At 39.7% G+C, this 17077-nt stretch carries 13 protein-coding genes; 9 read left to right on the forward strand and 4 right to left on the reverse strand.

What is annotated here, in order from left to right; genetic code table 11:
- Positions 1–195: 195 nt before the first annotated feature.
- The 5 genes from ppx (at position 196) to AS4_RS03680 (ending at position 5383) form a co-directional block, all read left to right on the forward strand.
- Complete coding sequence (ppx, locus tag AS4_RS03660) at positions 196–1716, forward strand: exopolyphosphatase (RefSeq protein ID WP_096733198.1); 1521 nt, start codon at positions 196–198, stop codon at positions 1714–1716.
- A 102-nt stretch (positions 1717–1818) separates the two neighbouring features.
- Positions 1819–2643 (forward strand): acetyl-CoA carboxylase carboxyltransferase subunit alpha, encoded by an 825-nt coding sequence (locus AS4_RS03665; RefSeq protein WP_004819131.1) that lies wholly within the window; start codon positions 1819–1821, stop codon positions 2641–2643.
- Positions 2580–3941, forward strand: coding sequence for a tRNA lysidine(34) synthetase TilS (gene tilS, locus AS4_RS03670; RefSeq protein ID WP_096733200.1), 1362 nt, complete (start codon positions 2580–2582; stop codon positions 3939–3941). Before AS4_RS03665 ends, tilS begins: the two co-directional genes overlap by 64 nt.
- Positions 3942–3956: 15 nt before the next feature.
- Positions 3957–4787 carry a pyrroline-5-carboxylate reductase gene (proC, locus tag AS4_RS03675; protein WP_096733202.1) on the forward strand — a complete coding sequence of 277 codons (831 nt, stop codon included), beginning with the start codon at positions 3957–3959 and terminating at the stop codon, positions 4785–4787.
- A 26-nt stretch (positions 4788–4813) separates the two neighbouring features.
- Positions 4814–5383, forward strand: a complete 570-nt coding sequence (locus AS4_RS03680) for a YggT family protein (RefSeq protein ID WP_004723028.1) — start codon at positions 4814–4816, stop codon at positions 5381–5383.
- Between the two features lie 138 nt (positions 5384–5521).
- On the opposite strand, the gene polA is transcribed toward AS4_RS03680, so the two are convergent.
- Positions 5522–8284: a DNA polymerase I gene (gene polA / locus AS4_RS03685; protein WP_096733204.1), complete on the reverse strand. Its 2763-nt coding sequence runs from the start codon at positions 8282–8284 to the stop codon at positions 5522–5524.
- Positions 8285–8446: 162 nt separating this feature from the next.
- Between polA and AS4_RS03690 the strand changes: the two genes are divergently transcribed.
- A complete protein-coding gene (locus tag AS4_RS03690) occupies positions 8447–11164 on the forward strand; it encodes a DUF2339 domain-containing protein (RefSeq protein WP_096733206.1) in 2718 nt (905 codons plus the stop codon).
- A 100-nt stretch (positions 11165–11264) separates the two neighbouring features.
- On the opposite strand, the gene AS4_RS03695 is transcribed toward AS4_RS03690, so the two are convergent.
- Positions 11265–12440 carry a thiolase family protein gene (locus tag AS4_RS03695; RefSeq protein ID WP_096733208.1) on the reverse strand — a complete coding sequence of 392 codons (1176 nt, stop codon included), beginning with the start codon at positions 12438–12440 and terminating at the stop codon, positions 11265–11267.
- Between the two features lie 117 nt (positions 12441–12557).
- A complete protein-coding gene (locus tag AS4_RS03700) occupies positions 12558–12980 on the reverse strand; it encodes a GspH/FimT family protein (protein ID WP_227548121.1) in 423 nt (140 codons plus the stop codon).
- 484 nt (positions 12981–13464) lie between these two features.
- Between AS4_RS03700 and omp38 the strand changes: the two genes are divergently transcribed.
- From omp38 to AS4_RS03715, 3 genes are all read left to right on the forward strand, one after another.
- Positions 13465–14496 carry an outer membrane protein Omp38 gene (gene omp38 / locus AS4_RS03705; RefSeq protein WP_034609990.1) on the forward strand — a complete coding sequence of 344 codons (1032 nt, stop codon included), beginning with the start codon at positions 13465–13467 and terminating at the stop codon, positions 14494–14496.
- Positions 14497–14613: 117 nt separating this feature from the next.
- Positions 14614–15069 (forward strand): OmpA family protein, encoded by a 456-nt coding sequence (locus tag AS4_RS03710; RefSeq protein WP_096733212.1) that lies wholly within the window; start codon positions 14614–14616, stop codon positions 15067–15069.
- A gap of 75 nt (positions 15070–15144) precedes the next feature.
- Entirely contained in the window at positions 15145–15675 is a 531-nt protein-coding gene (locus AS4_RS03715; RefSeq protein ID WP_096733214.1) for a cysteine peptidase family C39 domain-containing protein, read from the forward strand.
- Positions 15676–15750: 75 nt separating this feature from the next.
- Here AS4_RS03715 and AS4_RS03720 read toward each other — a convergent pair whose 3' ends face one another.
- Positions 15751–16956: an RtcB family protein gene (locus AS4_RS03720; RefSeq protein ID WP_096733216.1), complete on the reverse strand. Its 1206-nt coding sequence runs from the start codon at positions 16954–16956 to the stop codon at positions 15751–15753.
- Positions 16957–17077 lie beyond the last annotated feature (121 nt).

Here is a 17077-nt window from a genome sequence, read left to right on the forward strand (position 1 = left end):
TCTAATTTGTGAGTTTGTCCAATTGATGCTCACGATATTTACAATCGGATCTTTAGAAAAACCAGTGAAACTGTCACATAATTGTCATATATGCTGAAAAAATAATGACTCATCAAATTGTCTAAATAAATGGCTTTTAAAAAGCGTGTATGTGAATTAATCTAAGCAGCAATTCAGTATGAGTTTGTATAAATAATGTCTGATTTTTTGATTGATGAAGAATTACTTGCTGCGATTGATATGGGGTCAAATAGTTTCCATTTGGCAATTGCTCGTGTGGATCATGGTGAAGTTAAGAAAGTTGCTTCTATGTCAGAAAAGGTTCAGCTTGCGGCTGGATTAGATGAAAATAAAAACTTAACTGAAGCTGCACAGCAACGGGGCTTGGCTTGCTTAGCGCGTTTTGTTGGGCGTTTAAGTTCAGTACAGCCGACTCGACTCAGAATTGTCGCGACAAATGCGCTGCGTCAAGCGAAAAATGGGCATGAATTTATTCAAAAAGCAGCGGAGATCTTGCCAAAACCCATTGAAATTATTGCGGGACGAGAAGAAGCCCGACTCATTTACTTGGGTGTTTCACATACCATGGCCAATAGTGGTCGACGTTTGGTGATCGATATTGGTGGTGGATCTACTGAACTGATTATTGGTGAAGAGTTTGAGCCGATTCATACTGAATCTTTACAGATGGGCTGTGTGGCTTTTACTAAAGCCTACTTTGCCGATGGTGATATTAACAACAAAGCTTTTGATAAAGCTGTGGTTGCGGCACGAAAAGAATTATCTTCGATTGCAAATACCTATAAAGCTGCGGGCTGGGATACTGTGGTGGGTTCTAGTGGAACCATCAAAGCGTGCCGTCAAATTGCAGTCAATATGGGCTGGAGTGATGAGCAAGAGAATTTGACTCGTGAAGGTTTAGAAAAATTAAAAGATAAATTGCTGAAATTTAAAAATATTTCAGATATGGAATTTGATGGTTTAAAAGAAGATCGCCGAGCAGTATTACCTGCGGGTTTAGCGATCCTTTATGCTGTGTTTGAAGTCTTGAATATTGATAAATTGGTGTATTCGGATGGGGCATTACGTGAAGGTGTAATGTATGACTTGCTCGGCCGTTTCCAACATGAAGATATTCGCGATCGTAGTGTACAGGCGATGATGGGACGCTATGGTGCAGATGCAAAACAAGCTGAGCGTGTGGTTGAAACAGCACAACATTTGTTTAATGCTGTGGCCAGCACACTTAACTTAAACAGTGATGATAGTGATCTGTTGCGTCGAGCTGCTTATTTGCATGAGATCGGTTTAGCCATTAGTCATAGTGGTTATCAAAAGCACAGTGCTTACTTATTACAACATTCAGACATCCCTGGTTTTTCACAAATTGATCAAAACCATTTGTCACATTTGGTCGCTCATCACCGTCGTAAATTACGCGTAGATGCCAAATTAGACGTGTTAAAAGTGGGTGGCAACAAGCTTGTGTACTTGTGTTTGTTACTTCGTCTTGCAGTTTTACTAAATCATAGTCGTAGCGATGAGATGCTTCCTGCCATTGAATTGACGGTAGAGAATGAGCAACAATGGCAACTCAGCGTTTCTGGTGATGCCAAACAATGGCCATTGCTGGTTGCAGATTTGCATGATGAGCAAGTGCAATTTAAGCATTGGGACATTGAATTGAATATTCAGTCGGAACAGTTTATCGATTAACTTAAAGGTTTGGTGATGATAGAGTGATCAATCATTTTATATCACTTAAACCTAAACTTCCGATGCGTAATCCATCGGTGAATTAGGGATAATACTCGACTTATGAAAAATAAAGCTGCTCAATCTCAAGCTTGGAAAACGGTTCAAATTGCACGTCACCCTGAGCGTCCGCAATTTTTGGATTACGTAGGCGAAATCTTTACTGAATTTGATACCTTGCATGGTGATCGTCTATACGGTGATGATGGTGCGATGGTGGGTGGATTGGCCCGTTTTAACGGTCAACCCGTAATGGTTGTGGGCCAACACCGTGGTCGTAGTACGCGTGAAAAATTACAGCATAACTTTGGGATGTGTAATCCTGAAGGATACAGAAAGTCGCAACGCTTACTCGATATGGCGGAACGCTTTAATCTTCCTGTGTTTACCTTTGTTGACACCATGGGAGCATACCCGGGTATTGGTGCTGAAGAGCGTGGACAAGCAGAAGCAATTGCAACCAGCTTGGCGCAACTTTCAAGCCTTAAAGTGCCAGTCATTGCAACAGTTTTAGGTGAAGGTGGTTCTGGTGGTGCTTTGGGCATCGGTGTTGCAGATCGCGTTATTATGTTGTCACACAGTATTTACTCTGTGATTTCACCTGAAGGTTGTGCTTCTATTCTCTGGAAAACTGCAGATAAAGCAGAACAAGCCAGTGAAGCACTTGCATTAACTGCTGACAAGCTCAAAGAAATTGGTATTGTTGAATATGTGGTTGATGAAGGTGAGGGTGCTCATTTACATCCTTTTGAGGTTATGGAAAAACTCAAGGATGTGTTAAAACAAGCGCTTGATGAATTACAGCCAATGACTGCGGAAGAACGATGCGAAGCACGTTATCAACGTTTAATGAAGTTTGGCAGCGACAATTTAGGTCTGGCTTCTTAAAACAGTATTCTCAATTTCCTGAAAATACCCGTTTCTTAATCGGATGTAGTGGTGGTATGGATTCCATGCTGTTGCTACATCTGATGGCACAACTTTTCCCCAAACAAATTCGTGCAATTTATGTTAATCATCACCTGCAAAAAGTCAGTGATGTGTGGGCTGATTTTGTGGCTCAACAATGCACAGCGCTGAATATTCCTTATATTCTTCAGTCGGTTCAAGTCACTCAAGGCAATCTTGAGAATCAAGCACGTCAAGCGCGTTATCAAGCCTATTTACAGCATATCGATGAAAATGAGGTATTGGTTCTTGCACATCATCAGCAAGATCAGGCTGAAACGTTAATGTTGCGTTTGTTGTCAGGTGCTGGGGTTACAGGTCTATCTGCGATGCAATCCATCGATCAGCGCGATCAATTGCTGATTTGGCGACCTTTACTCGATACTTCCCGTGAGCAGATTTGCCAATGGGTTGAGCAACTGCAAATCGATTATGTGGACGATCCTTCCAATTTAGATACACATTATGACCGTGCATGGTGTAGACATGAACTTTGGCATATTTTGCAAAGTCGTTATCCTAAAATGCAGCAAGCATTGGCACGTACCAGCTATTTAATGCAAGATGCTGATGAAATTCTCAATGAGGTGGTACAGCAGGATTTAAGCTTTTGTGGTCATCCTGCACAATTGGATTTAGCCAAGTTGGCCTCTCTTTCCCCTGCTAGGCAGCGGCAACTTCTATCGGTATGGATGAAAGGTGAGGGGACATATCGCCCAGCCTTGGACATGGTGCAAAGGCTACAAGATGAAGTAATTGAGTCTAAAACAGATGCGCAAGCTGCTTTACATTGGAATCATTTTTATTATTTACGTTATCAAAATCAGTTGTATCGAATTGAACAAAAGCAATATTTAGCATCAAAATCTAAACAATTACCTCAAGAACAGGAAGTTCAATTCCAGCTTCATCAACAGCTACAATTCATATCTGGTGTGTTTCAGATCGAAAGCTCTAAAATGGGTCTGGCTTTTGCATTATTCAATCATAAGCTAACATTAAAGCCGCGTTTGGGTGGTGAAAAAATTCATCTTTATGGCAGAGTCGGTGCTTGGCCTTTGAAAAAAGCCATTCAAGAAGCACATATTTTTCCGTGGATGCGTCATACAATTCAAATATTAAGTGTAGATAATGTTATGCTTGGGGTGTTTACACCAAATGGTTTTTGGTTGGCGCAATCTGAATATTGTGAAGTGGGTGGATGGCAACCAAATTTAATCTCTGAGTTAAAAAACTAAGGTCGAGCGTGATTCATGAGTGCAGCGTTAAATTGTAATATTACTTTCATTGGTGGTGGGAATATGGCACAAGCCCTAATCGGTGGCTTGTTGAGTCGTGGATTACCTGCAACACGTATTACAGTTTCTGACCCCTTTGAAAACATTCGACAATTGCTACAAGAAAAAGATGTTCATGTGACTGATGATAATATCGCGGCAATTAAAAATGCTGATATTGTTGTTTTTGCTGTAAAACCTCAAGTTTTGGGTGGGGTACTAAAACCTTTAAAAGGTTTACTCGAAGATAAATTATTGATCTCGATCGTTGCTGGCGCTGAAATTAAAACGATTTCAGACTTAACCAGCAGTGAGCGCGTTGTTCGTGTTATGCCGAATACCCCTGCTTTGGTTCAAACTGGTGCACATGGTATGTTTGCGAAACCAGAGGTCAGTGCTAAAGACCGCGAATTGGCAACACAAGTACTTGCTGCGACAGGTTTAACGCTTTGGGTGAGTTCTGAAGCACAGATTGATGCTGTGACCGCTGTTTCTGGTTCTGGTCCTGCATATTTCTTCTATATGATGGAAAGCATGATTCGTGCTGGAAAAAATATGGGTTTAGATGAGAAGGTTGCTACGGCTTTAACTTTACAGACAGCACTTGGTGCAGCACAAATGGCAATTACCAGCTCAAATGCGCCATCAGAATTGCGTAAAAATGTGACTTCTCCAAACGGCACTACACAAGCTGCTTTAGAAGTATTTGATCGTGCTCAAATTTCTCAAAATATTCAGACAGCTTTAGCTGCTGCGCAGAAGCGTAGTCAGGAACTGGCTCAAGAATTAAGTGACAGCATTAAATAATTATTGATTTTTAGGAACGTTCCAGTATGGGTGCAAATTCTGCGCAAATTTTTGGCATTATTATTAACGTAGCGATTTTGCTCGTATTCTTTCGTTTTTTAATGCAATTGGCCATGGTGAGTCCATACAATCCAGTGGTGATGTCGACAGTTAAAGCGACAAAAATTGTGGATATGTTTGGGCGAATTTTTCCGCCTTTGGCCAAAGGGCGAGTAAATACAGCTGCATTGGTTTTGCTGGTGGTGTTATATCTGCTTAAAATTTTTGGAATGATGTACTTGCAAGGTGCAATACCCAATAGTCCTGTACATTTGATCATTTTAACTTTTGTGACCATGATCCAAGACCTGATTCGTTTTTGTCGCTATTTAATTTTTGCGACTATTATTCTCAGTTGGGTGGTGATGTTTACTCAGTCAAGATCACCTTATATTGAAGTCATTCAAGAGCTTGCTGAACCGTTATTGGCACCGTTCCGCCGTATCATGCCAAATATGGGAATGATTGATCTTTCTCCAATTTTAGCGATTTTGGCATTGATCATTGCTGAAAAAGTTATGGATTATGCTGCGATTGCATTGCTAACAGGTCTTTAATTCACCGGTTTAAATAGCAAAAGGACTCAATAGAGTCCTTTTTTTGTGCATGTTAAAAATATAACATTGAGTATGTTTTCAACAAAAGATGATCGCTCCCTAACCCTGTTCTAGAAAGTTAGGGAATGTTTCAAAGGCTTAATGTGCTTCACCCCAATTCTTACCTTGACCGACTTCAACAACTAAAGGTACTGATAAGGTGACGACTTTTTGCATTACATCTTTAATCTGTGCAGCCAATTGATCTGCAATAGCTTCATCAACTTCAAACACCAATTCATCGTGTACTTGAAGTAAAAGTTTGGCCTGATCTTGGGGTAAGATTTTATTGACTTCAATCATCGCCATTTTAATGATTTCAGCCGCAGAGCCTTGGAGTGGGGCATTAATCGCAGCACGTTCCGCACCTTTACGCACCATCATATTTCGAGCGTCAATATCTGGTGTATATAAACGACGACCTGTAATGGTTTCTACAAAACCTTGTTCCAATGCCACTTGGCGGGTACGTTGCATATACTCATAAATACCCGGATAACGGTGGAAGTATTGCTTAATATAGTTTTGCGATTCTTCACGAGTAAAGCCCAGTTGACGAATCAAACCAAACTCAGACATACCGTACAATAAACCAAAGTTAACGGCTTTGGCTTGGCGGCGTTGATCGGAGGTCACATTTTCCAGTGCGACACCCAAGACCTCAGATGCAGTACGACGGTGTACATCTTGCCCATTTTGAAAGGCATCAACCAACGCATCATCTTGTGAGAAATGCGCCATTAAACGTAATTCAATTTGTGAATAATCGGCTGCCAAAAGTACACGCCCTTGAGGTGCAATAAAGGCTTTACGAATCTGACGACCAATTTCTTCACGTATCGGAATGTTCTGTAGATTTGGATCGGTTGAAGACAAGCGTCCCGTTGCTGTTAAGGCTTGATGGTAACTGGTATGTACGCGATGGGTATCGGGATTGGCTTGTTTGACTAAGGCTTCAGTATAGGTACTTCTAAGCTTGGTTAAACCACGATACTCAATGATCAGTTCAGTAATTGGATGATCGATTTTTTCTAAAACCGCTTCAGAGGTACTGTATTGTCCCGTTGCAGTTTTTTTGCCACCTTTTAAACCTAATTTTTCAAATAAAACTTCACCGACTTGTTTGGGTGAACCGACATTAAAAGATTCGCCAGCGATTTCGATAATTTGATTTTCAAGATTTTGAATGGTATTGGCAAAGTCCACACTGAGCTGATCCAAGAAGCTTAGATCAAGTTCAATCCCATTTTCTTCCATGGTCGCCAAAACACTGGCTACTGGCATTTCAATGTGATGTAAGATATTGATCAGTTCAGGGATTTCTTTCAGCTTACGTTCTAAAACTTCATAAAGACGGTAGGTGACATGCGCATCTTCTGCGGCATAATGTCCAGCGGTTTCAATCTCGATTTGATTAAAGGTCTTTTGTTTTGCACCTTTACCAGCAACTTGTTCAAAAGTCGTGGTCAAATGGCTCAGATAAACGCGCGCAACATCATCCATACCATGGCGTGTTGTTACTGCATTCAAGACATAAGAGGCCAGCATGGTGTCAAAGTACCAGCCTTGTAAATGGATACCGTGATTTTCAAAAATATGTGCATCATATTTTAAATGATGTCCAATTTTTTCAACACTTGGATCTTCAAGAATCGGTTTGATTTGCTGAATAATCGCATCGCGATTGAGTTGCTCAGGTGCACCTTCATAATCATGTGCCAAAGGGATGTAATAAGCATCATTGGCATCAAAAGCCACTGAAAAACCGACCATTTCAGCGATACGGTAATCTAAACTTGTGGTTTCAGTGTCAATTGCAAAACGTTTTTCTGTGCTTAAGCGCTGGAAGAGCTTATCCCATGCTTCTTGACTTAAAACAGTATGATAAGTGGCTTCACCAAGGCGGTCATCAACACTCGAACTTGTTGCTTGATCTGTAATTTCATTTTCAACAGGCTGCTCAGTTTTGCTAATACTTTGTGTTGTTTGTTTATAGGCGGGGCTATTTGGATTGTTTGGATGATCTAGCGATTGTAATTGATTACGGAATTCAAGTTCAGTATACAAGTTGCGTAATGCTTCAACATCAGGTTCACACAGCTTTAAATCATCATAGCTCAAGCTTAAATCGAGATCGATAACTATACTTGCCAATTGATGATCAAGTGCAATCCCTTCAACGTTGTCTTTTAAACTTTGTCCAACTTTACCTTTGATATTGTCAACATTTTCTAAAATGCCAGCAATCGTACCATATTCATTTAACAGCTTAGCGGCCGTTTTTGCACCAACACCAGGTACACCACGAATACCATCAGAGGCATCACCCATCAAGGTTAAATAATCAATAATTTGATCTGGACGGACGCCAAATTTTTCGATTACACCATCGACATCCATCGGTTTGTCTTTAAAACTGTCTTCGAGGGTCACTTTATCCGTGACCAACTGCGCCATGTCTTTATCACCCGTAGAAATCAAAACTTGATGACCGGCTTTTTCAGCACGTTTTGCCAAGGTTCCAATGATGTCATCCGCTTCAGCACCCGGAAGCGTATGTAATGGAATACCTAAAGCACGAATCAAGGCATGCAAATAAGGGATTTGTTGAGATAATTCTTCTGGCATGCTTGGGCGGTCACCTTTATATATCGGTGACAGTACATGGCGGAAAGTGGGTTCAGGTGTGTCAAAAATAACCGCCATATGTGTTGGTTGCACACGACGCATCAGTTTTTGAATTGCAGAAATTGCCCCGCGAATCGCATTGGTCTGTAATCCAGTTGATGTGGTTAAAGGTGGGAGTGCATGAAAAGCACGAAATAAAAAGTATGACCCATCGACCAATACAAATGGTGGCATTGATATTTTCCTAATTCAAATAACCGCTTTATTGTACGTGATTTTTTGCGCTTGCGAAGATGCAACAGTCATCCTTGTGTTACTGAATATCTGATGAATTCACATAATCATCAGGCAAGGCTGTTGTATCATCGAGTTACTCAGGATCGAGAAAGATGAAATATGCTCAAAGGGCAGAGTGAAATTCGCATCATTTGGTTAATGATGCTGATCATTATCGCAGTCAGTGCATGGTTTTTGGATGTACGGATATTGACCTACATCTGTGGTTTGGCATTTATCATGAGTGTGATGCAGTATGTGGATGCGATTCAAGATCCATTGCAACAGATCGCGCAACAGACACGGGTTCCACTGCAAAGCACCTCGAAAGTGCCATTATATGTCTCTTCGATTATTGCTGTTGTAGGTTTAACACTGCATTTGAGCTGGATGGTGGGTTTAGGTCTAACTGCTTGGATTTTCTTTTTCTTACGCTGGTTACGCCGTTTAGAGCGCTATTTGAGCCAAGTTCAATTGCAAATTCAACACTTGAATTTGTCAGAACAACAATCTCCAGATTTAAAGCATCCATCATCTATACAACACAACATCGGCACGCCACAAGATTCGTCGCTGAACTTAATGGGGCAAATTCGCCAATGGATTTTTCAAGGCAATCCTGTTTTGAAAGTTGCAATCTTGGTTTTGGTGATTGGTATTGTGTTACTGCTACGTTTTGCGACAGAGCATTGGCAATTAAGTTTAGCCGTCAAACTTTCAATCGTTGCCTTGTCCAGTGGTGCAATCACCGCGTTGGGTGTGTTGCTACAAAATAAAAATCGCAGTTTTGCCTTGGCAATAGAGGGTTTGGGGCTGGCGGGATTATTTTTAACTTTATTCTTTGCCTATTACAATCAGGTGATTCCGAGTCTTTATCTGGCAAGTTTGTGTTTTGCTGTAATTATGGCACTGACACTGAGTTTAAGTTTAAAGCAGCAAAGCGTGGAATTGGCATTGATGGCAGTGCTTATTGCTTATATTGCGCCATTTACGTTGCCTGTGCGAAATGCAACGGTAGCAGAACTGATGGCTTATTATTTAGTGATTAACATTGCGATTGCTATACTCAGTACCTTAAGACCTTGGAAATATTTAAATCAGATCGGTTTTTTAGTGACTGTAATCATTGGTGGTGGTTATGCGTTCTATCATGGCTATAGTCAAGAAAAACAGTCACTCACGATACTTATTCTTGCACATCTCACAGTATTCATTTGGCTTGGTTTTCGATTCAGTCAATTGATCGCCAAACAGGATCTTGAGCAATTTAAACTGAAACCCAGTTTAGATGTTGCGTTGATTTTTGGTGCACCGATTATTGGCTATTTATTCTTATATTTAATGTATTTTCATCAAGAACTGATCCTTGCTGGTTTTAGCTTGGGTTTTGCTGTGGTGTTTGCAGGAATTTACCAACTTTCAAAACGTAACCAGTCTATTCAACTGATTTCTCAAAGTTATTTTAGTTTGGCATTGATTTTTATTGCTTTAATTCCACCGATTCTTCTGCATGGTCAGTGGAGTGTGGTGGGTTGGGCTGTTGAAGGCCTCTGTATTTTTGGCTTTGCTTTATATCGACAATCGGTGATAAGTCGTTATATGGCGATTGCCTTGTTGATTGTTGCAGGTTGTTCAAGCCTTTATTACTTGTTTGAATTGCCTGATTTTCCAACCACGATGTATTGGTGCTTAAGTTTAAGCTATATCGCCGTGGTGTTATTGGCAAATAGCCGTGATGATTTTCGCAAACAGATCAGTTCAGTAACGACCTTGTTTTTAAGCCTGCTGATGATTTCTGCAACCACGATGATTCTTGCATTATTGCTTGATCACTTAGAGGGAGAAAATCGATATATATATAGTGTATTGATTGTGGTTATTGCTTATCTGTTGATGAATGAATTGATGTTATGGCTAAAGGCCAGATCAACATGGTTGATTCCAAAATGGATTGGGGTAATTCCCGTCTATGTATTTACACTCATTTTATTATTGGATATCAGTAAAAATGGCATGTTGCTATGGACCAGTGATATTGAACGATGGGGTATCGCAGTTTCAGGTTTAGTGCTAGCGGCAGTCTGGTTAAGACCTTCAAAATGGCTACAGTTTGAAAGTGAATGGCTCAGTTTAGGTGTTTTAATCAGTTTAAGTCTAAGCAGTCTTAGTTTAATTGCAACGATGCCTTATATCAGCGTGGTCATTTTACCTTTAGTGTTTTGTGGATGGTGCTTTTTTCAGAAGAACTCAGAATGGACGATGTTTTGGCAAACGCGAAGCAGTTTGTTACTGATGTTGATTTGGATGATTTGTTCTCAGCTATTTTCACAACAAGCATTTCAAGGATATTTATTGCCAGTCTTAAACCCATTTGATTTGGTCAGTATCGCCATGTTAATTGGTTTTTTCTGGATGCTAAATCTTCAATTTAACCACGGTTTAAAGCAGGGTATTGACCATGGGATACTTGCTGTGCTGTGTGTTTTAAGTTTGTTATGGCTGAGTAGCTATATCATTCTAAGAGCCTTACATGTGTATTTTGCTACACCTTATAACCAACTGAGTCTTTGGCAAGATGCCACTGCGCAACTGAGCCTAACCTTACTTTGGGTGAGCTTAGCCTTTATTGCGATGAGCTTTGCTAGCCGTAAGTTATTACGTCCTTTATGGATTTTAGGGGGAAGCATTTTGGTAATTGTCACCTTAAAATTGGTACTGTTTGATTTATCTCATATTGGAACGTTAACACGCGTGATTTCTTTCTTGGGCGCGGGTTTTGTGATGCTGATTATTGCCTATATTGCCCCGATCCCAGAGCAGAAAAATTTAAATCCTTAATTATGAATTGAGCGATATTTAAGTTATTCAGGTGAATACAAAATAAAAGAGGGGCCTACCATGTCGTAGACGCCTCTTTTTAATTCAATGATTGAGGTGCTTAAAGAATTTCAATCGCTACAGCAGTTGCCTCACCACCACCAATACAAAGGGCAGCAATACCTTTTTTCCCACCCGTACGTTTTAAAGCATGAATCAAGGTCAGGATGATGCGTGAGCCTGTAGAACCAACAGGATGTCCGAGGGCACATGCACCACCATGAATATTGACTTTTTCAGCGTCCAATTTAAATTCATCGATAGGGCACATGGTAACCATAGCAAATGCTTCATTGATTTCCCATAAGTCAACATCTTGAACATCCCAACCGGTTTTATTCAGTACCTTTTGGATTGCACCTACTGGGGCGATGGTAAATTCAGAGGGATGTTGTGAGTTTGAAGCATAGGCAACAATTTTTGCTAAAGGTTGAAGACCTTTTGCATTAGCATGATCCGCAGAGGTTAAAACCAGCGCAGATGCACCATCTGAAATTGAACTGGCATTGGCTGCCGTGATCGTTCCATCTTTGGCAAAAGCAGGGCGTAAGCTAGGAATTTTGTCGATATTGGCATTAAATGGTTGTTCATCTTGATCGATAACAACATCGCCTTTACGGCTTGAAACTGTGACAGAAACGATTTCGTCTTTAAACCAACCTTCAGTAATGGCTTTTTGTGCGCGTTGTAAAGAACGAATCGCAAAATCATCCATCTGTTGACGGGTATAGCCTTTACTATTTGCCATATCTTGGGCAAAAGAACCCATTAAACGACCTGTTTCAGCATCTTCTAGCCCATCAAAGAACATATGGTCTTTTACTTCGCCATGGCCCATGCGATATCCGCTACGTGCTTTTGGCAAAAGATAAGGTGCGTTGGTCATTGATTCCATACCGCCAGCAACAATCACATCTGCTGAACCTGCTTTGATTGCATCCGCAGCCTGCATAACTGCTTTCATGCCTGAACCACACAATTTGTTAATGGTTACAGCACCGGTTGAATCAGGTAAGCCAGCTTTGCGCATTGCTTGGCGGGCCGGGCCTTGTTTTAAACCCGCAGGTAAAACACATCCCATAATGACTTCTTGTACATCATTTGGTTGTAAGCCCGCACGGGCAATGGCTTCTTTAATCGTCGCAGCACCTAGTTCTGGCGCAGTCAAACTGGTCAGGCTTCCTTGAAAACCACCCATAGCTGTACGTGCACCATTCACAATTACGATGTCAGTCATTGTTTTAATCTCCAAATGATTATTCTGTGAATATATCCAAAACCTAAGCAGTATATAAAAAATAGTATAAGAATAAAGTCTAGCGATTGAATATATGCTGACCGTAGAGAACAGTTTTTAACATTCAGGTGGTGGTCCTAAATTTATCGCGCCCATTCGTCCGATTTTGTAGCGCTTATTATTTTCTGCATCATATTGGCTACAATAATAGAAACTTCCAGGTGAACCTCTGGGTAAGCCTGTATCACCTTGTAAAGTCAATACATCTCTACTGCTGGCACCTCCCACCCAAGTCAGCTTGCCATATTTAATTTTATTTTCAGTTTTGAGGAGTATGTGGTCATCCTCATCAATCTGCTTGTTTTTATTTTTGTCTGTAAAAATAAGTAATCCTTTGTTCCATTTATCTTTTTCACATCGAATTAAATCTTCAGATGAGCAAATCACTACAGTGGTATGTCGAACTAAAGCTTGACTTCTTGCATAAGAAACATGCTGTTGAATATGTGTGGAAATGATTCTAATCTCTTGTTTTTGCATCCAATTATGATAATGGGGCAAACAGATTAAGCAGATAATTGTAAGGATACAAATAGTGGTGATCAGCTCGAACAAGGTAAGACCTCGCGCTTTACAATAAAAATACATCTTTGGGTCTTCTGTTAAGTCTTGTTTTTTATTTGAAAAATAATGATTTTTCTATTAAATTTAATTGAAATGTTAACGTAGTAAAATATTTATTACTATCAGTTTCTTTTACTGCTAAAATGCACGTAGCAAAAAGATAAGCGATCCACGCAAAAAAATTGAGTAAAAAGTTACCGAATTACAACGGAAATTGTAAGTAATTTTGTCAATAATTTACTTGATTAAAGTTATCAAGCACTTGGAAAAAGCCTCAAGTGTTTGTATGATTCAACGTGAGTAGCTTAAAAATAATACTGGGGTATTAAAATTTATCTCAGGATAGCCAATAAATTTTAGGCTAAGCTTGAACAACAATTGTTATCTCTGGAGGATATCCATGAAATTGAGTCGTATCGCACTTGCTATGCTTGTTGCCGCTCCATTCGCTGCTGCTAATGCTGGTGTAACTGTTACACCTTTACTACTTGGTTACACTTTCCAAGACACTCAACACAACAATGGTGGTAATAAAGGCGAGTTAACTAACGGCCCTGAATTACAAGACGATTTATTCGTTGGTGCTGCACTTGGTGTAGAACTTACTCCATGGTTAGGTTTTGAAGCTGAATATAACCAAGTTAAAGGTGATCTTGACGGTACTGGCGTAGCTGGTTCTGAATACAAGCAAACTCAAATCAACGGTAACTTTTATGCTACTTCTGATTTGATCACTAAAAACTATGACAGCAAAATCAAACCGTATGTATTGTTAGGTGCTGGTCATTACAAGTATAAACTTGATGACATGTCTTACCATAACAACGAAGAAGGTACTTTAGGTAATGCTGGTGTTGGTGCTTTCTGGCGCTTAAACGATGCTTTATCTCTTCGTACTGAAGCTCGTGGTACTTATAACTTTGACGAAAAATTCTGGAACTATACTGCTCTTGCAGGTCTTAACGTAGTTCTTGGTGGTCACTTGAAGCCTGCTGCTCCTGTAGTAGAAGTTGCTCCAGTGGTTCCAGTTGCTCCAACTCCAGTTGAACCAGCTCCACAAGTTCTTACTGAAGATTTGAACATGGAACTTCGTGTGTTCTTTGATACAAACAAATCAAACATCAAAGATCAATACAAGCCAGAAGTTGCTAAAGTTGCTGATGCGTTAACTACATTCCCGAATGCGACTGCTCGTATTGAAGGTCATACAGATAACACTGGTCCACGTAAGTTAAACGAACGTTTATCTTTAGCTCGTGCTAACTCTGTTAAATCAGCGCTTGTAAGCGAGTACAACATCGATGCATCTCGTTTGTCTACTCAAGGTTTCGCTTGGGATCAACCGATTGCTGACAACAAAACTAAAGAAGGTCGTGCTATGAACCGTCGTGTATTCGCGACAATCACTGGTAGCCGTACTGTAACTAAATAATCCTTTATTTAGTGAATAAAAAAGCGACTCAATTGAGTCGCTTTTTTATTTAAAGTCCTTATAATTCTAGAATATCTTAATAAAATTGAATCAGAATTTAATAATTACAGGTTAACGATGAAATATATCATTTTAGGACTGGTACTCATGGCATTAAATGCCTGTACGTCGACACCAATAAATTCAAATCGTGTTTCAATCCAAAAACAGTATCCAAACGAAGTGAAGTCATTGAAAAATGGGCTGTCCATATATTTTCAACCGAAATCGACAGACATTGAAGCTGAGTATAAACCTACTTTATCTGTTGCCTCACAATTATTGAAAGACAATAAAAATTTTGTTCTTTACATTGAAGGTCATACAGACAGTACTGGTTCTTTGGCTGCAAATAATAAAGTTTCTTTAACACGCGCGAATATTGTCAAAGATTTTCTCTTAAACGAATATCAGGTCAATCCAGAGCAATTGATTACGCTCGGTTTAGGACCAACCAAGCCAATTGCTGATAATAAAACAGCTGAGGGTAGAGTGAAAAATAGACGAGTAACAGTGACTTTAAAAATTAAGTAATTTTGATAAAGCCTCTCAATTTGATCTTACAGCGTTATAATTGTTGATTGTGATTTCTACAAGTTTGAAAATTGAATGAGTGTGCAACTGCCTAAAGCCTTATTAGACCTCGAATCAAATTGCGGAATTTTTGCTGTTTGGATGTTATTGCAAAATTACTCAATTCAGTTAGATATTCAACAGCTGGTTAAACTTTGTCATCACGATGCAGAGGATGGTACTTTTACGATTGGCTTAGCTGTTGGGTTAAAAAAATTAGGTTTTGATCTGTCTTTTTATACAGATGAAGACTCGAATATTCATGAAAAAGAAATCGTCCGTTATCAAGACGCGAAGAAGTTAGGGTTGCAGATTAGTCCAGCGCTAAGCTATCAAGAAATTCAAGCCTATATTGAACAAGGGTGCAATATCATTGTTTTTTATGACACTTTAGAAGGCGTTGGAAATCATTCGTTGGTTTATTCGATAAATGATCAGGAAATTTGTTTCTATGATAATTTTGATGCCATGCCGAAAGCTGTCTTTGAACAACAGCGGTTAGCTGAAGGAATTTGTCAGCAAGCAATTGTGATTGATCCTTATATTCAATCTGTACGTTATTGTTAATTTAATTAAAAATGTGAATCTCAGTAAATCGAAATTTACTGAGATTCATGATAAAAATTGAGGGCTATTTCAGCTTTAGCCTTTAATACACAATACTTGTTTCAGTGTGTGGACCACATCAATCAAATCATTTTGATTGGCCATAACTTGATGAATATCCTTGTAGGCACTTGGAATCTCATCAACCACACCTTTATCTTTACGGCACTCAACGCCTACTGTTTGTGCAATCAAATCTTGCTGATTAAACAAGTGTTTGGCTTTAGAGCGACTCATTTTACGTCCTGCGCCATGTGAGCATGAACAAAACGAATCTGGATTACCTTTGCCTTTAACAATAAAAGATTGCGCGCCCATTGAACCGGGGATAATCCCATATTCATCGAGTCCTGCACGAATTGCACCTTTACGTGTAACAAAGACGTCTTCACCAAAGTGAAGTTCTTTCTGTACATAATTATGATGACAGTTAATCGCTTCTTTGGTCATTTGAAAACTTGGTAATAAAGGGCGAATCGCTTCTAAAATTAAACGCATCATTTCACGTCGGTTTTCAAAAGCATAATCTTGTGCCCATTCTACAGCTTCTACATAATCATCGAAATTCGTCGAACCTTCTGCAAAGTAGCTCAAGTCTTTATCAGGCACATGACCAAAACGATGTTGCGCTTCTTTCTTGGCACGTTCAATAAAGTAAGTGCCAATCACATTACCTAAACCACGACTACCTGAATGTAGCATGACCCAGATATCATCATTTTCATCAATACACAGTTCAATAAAGTGATTACCACCACCTAAAGTACCGAGTTGTTTTTGCCATGTGACATCAAAGCTGCGTAACATGCGTTTTAAAGCAGGGTGTTTGTCTGTAATTTGCTGGAGCTTTTTATCTAAGGATGAAAGGGTTGAAGCCTTTGCTTTGATTTGTTTGTGCATTTCAAAGCCGACGGGCACTTTTCTTTCAATGGCATTGCGTAAAGTGCTTAAATTATCGGGTAGCTGAGATGCTTTTAGACTAAGTCTTAATGCATTCATACCACAACCAATATCCACGCCAACCGCAGCAGGAATGATGGCATTCTTGGTGGGAATAACACTTCCCACAGTTGCGCCTTTACCCAAATGTACATCTGGCATGACCGCGATATGCGAATGAATAAATTGCAATTGTGCCATTTTCCGCAGTTGCGTTAGACTTTCTTCATCCACATCTTTGGTATAAATTTTTACAGGAACGCCATATTCTGCTTTGGCGTTTAAAATCATTTGTATGCTCATTTTTTTTCTCGAAGCAAATTTTTTTATTGTCCGAAGGCGGTTAAAACACTATTGTCAAAGCAATGATCGATTCAAATTTAAAGACAATAAAAAACCTAGCGAATGCTAGGTTTGACTGACA

The organism is Acinetobacter guillouiae, from assembly GCF_002370525.2.
Classification (GTDB): Bacteria; Pseudomonadota; Gammaproteobacteria; order Pseudomonadales; family Moraxellaceae; genus Acinetobacter; species Acinetobacter guillouiae.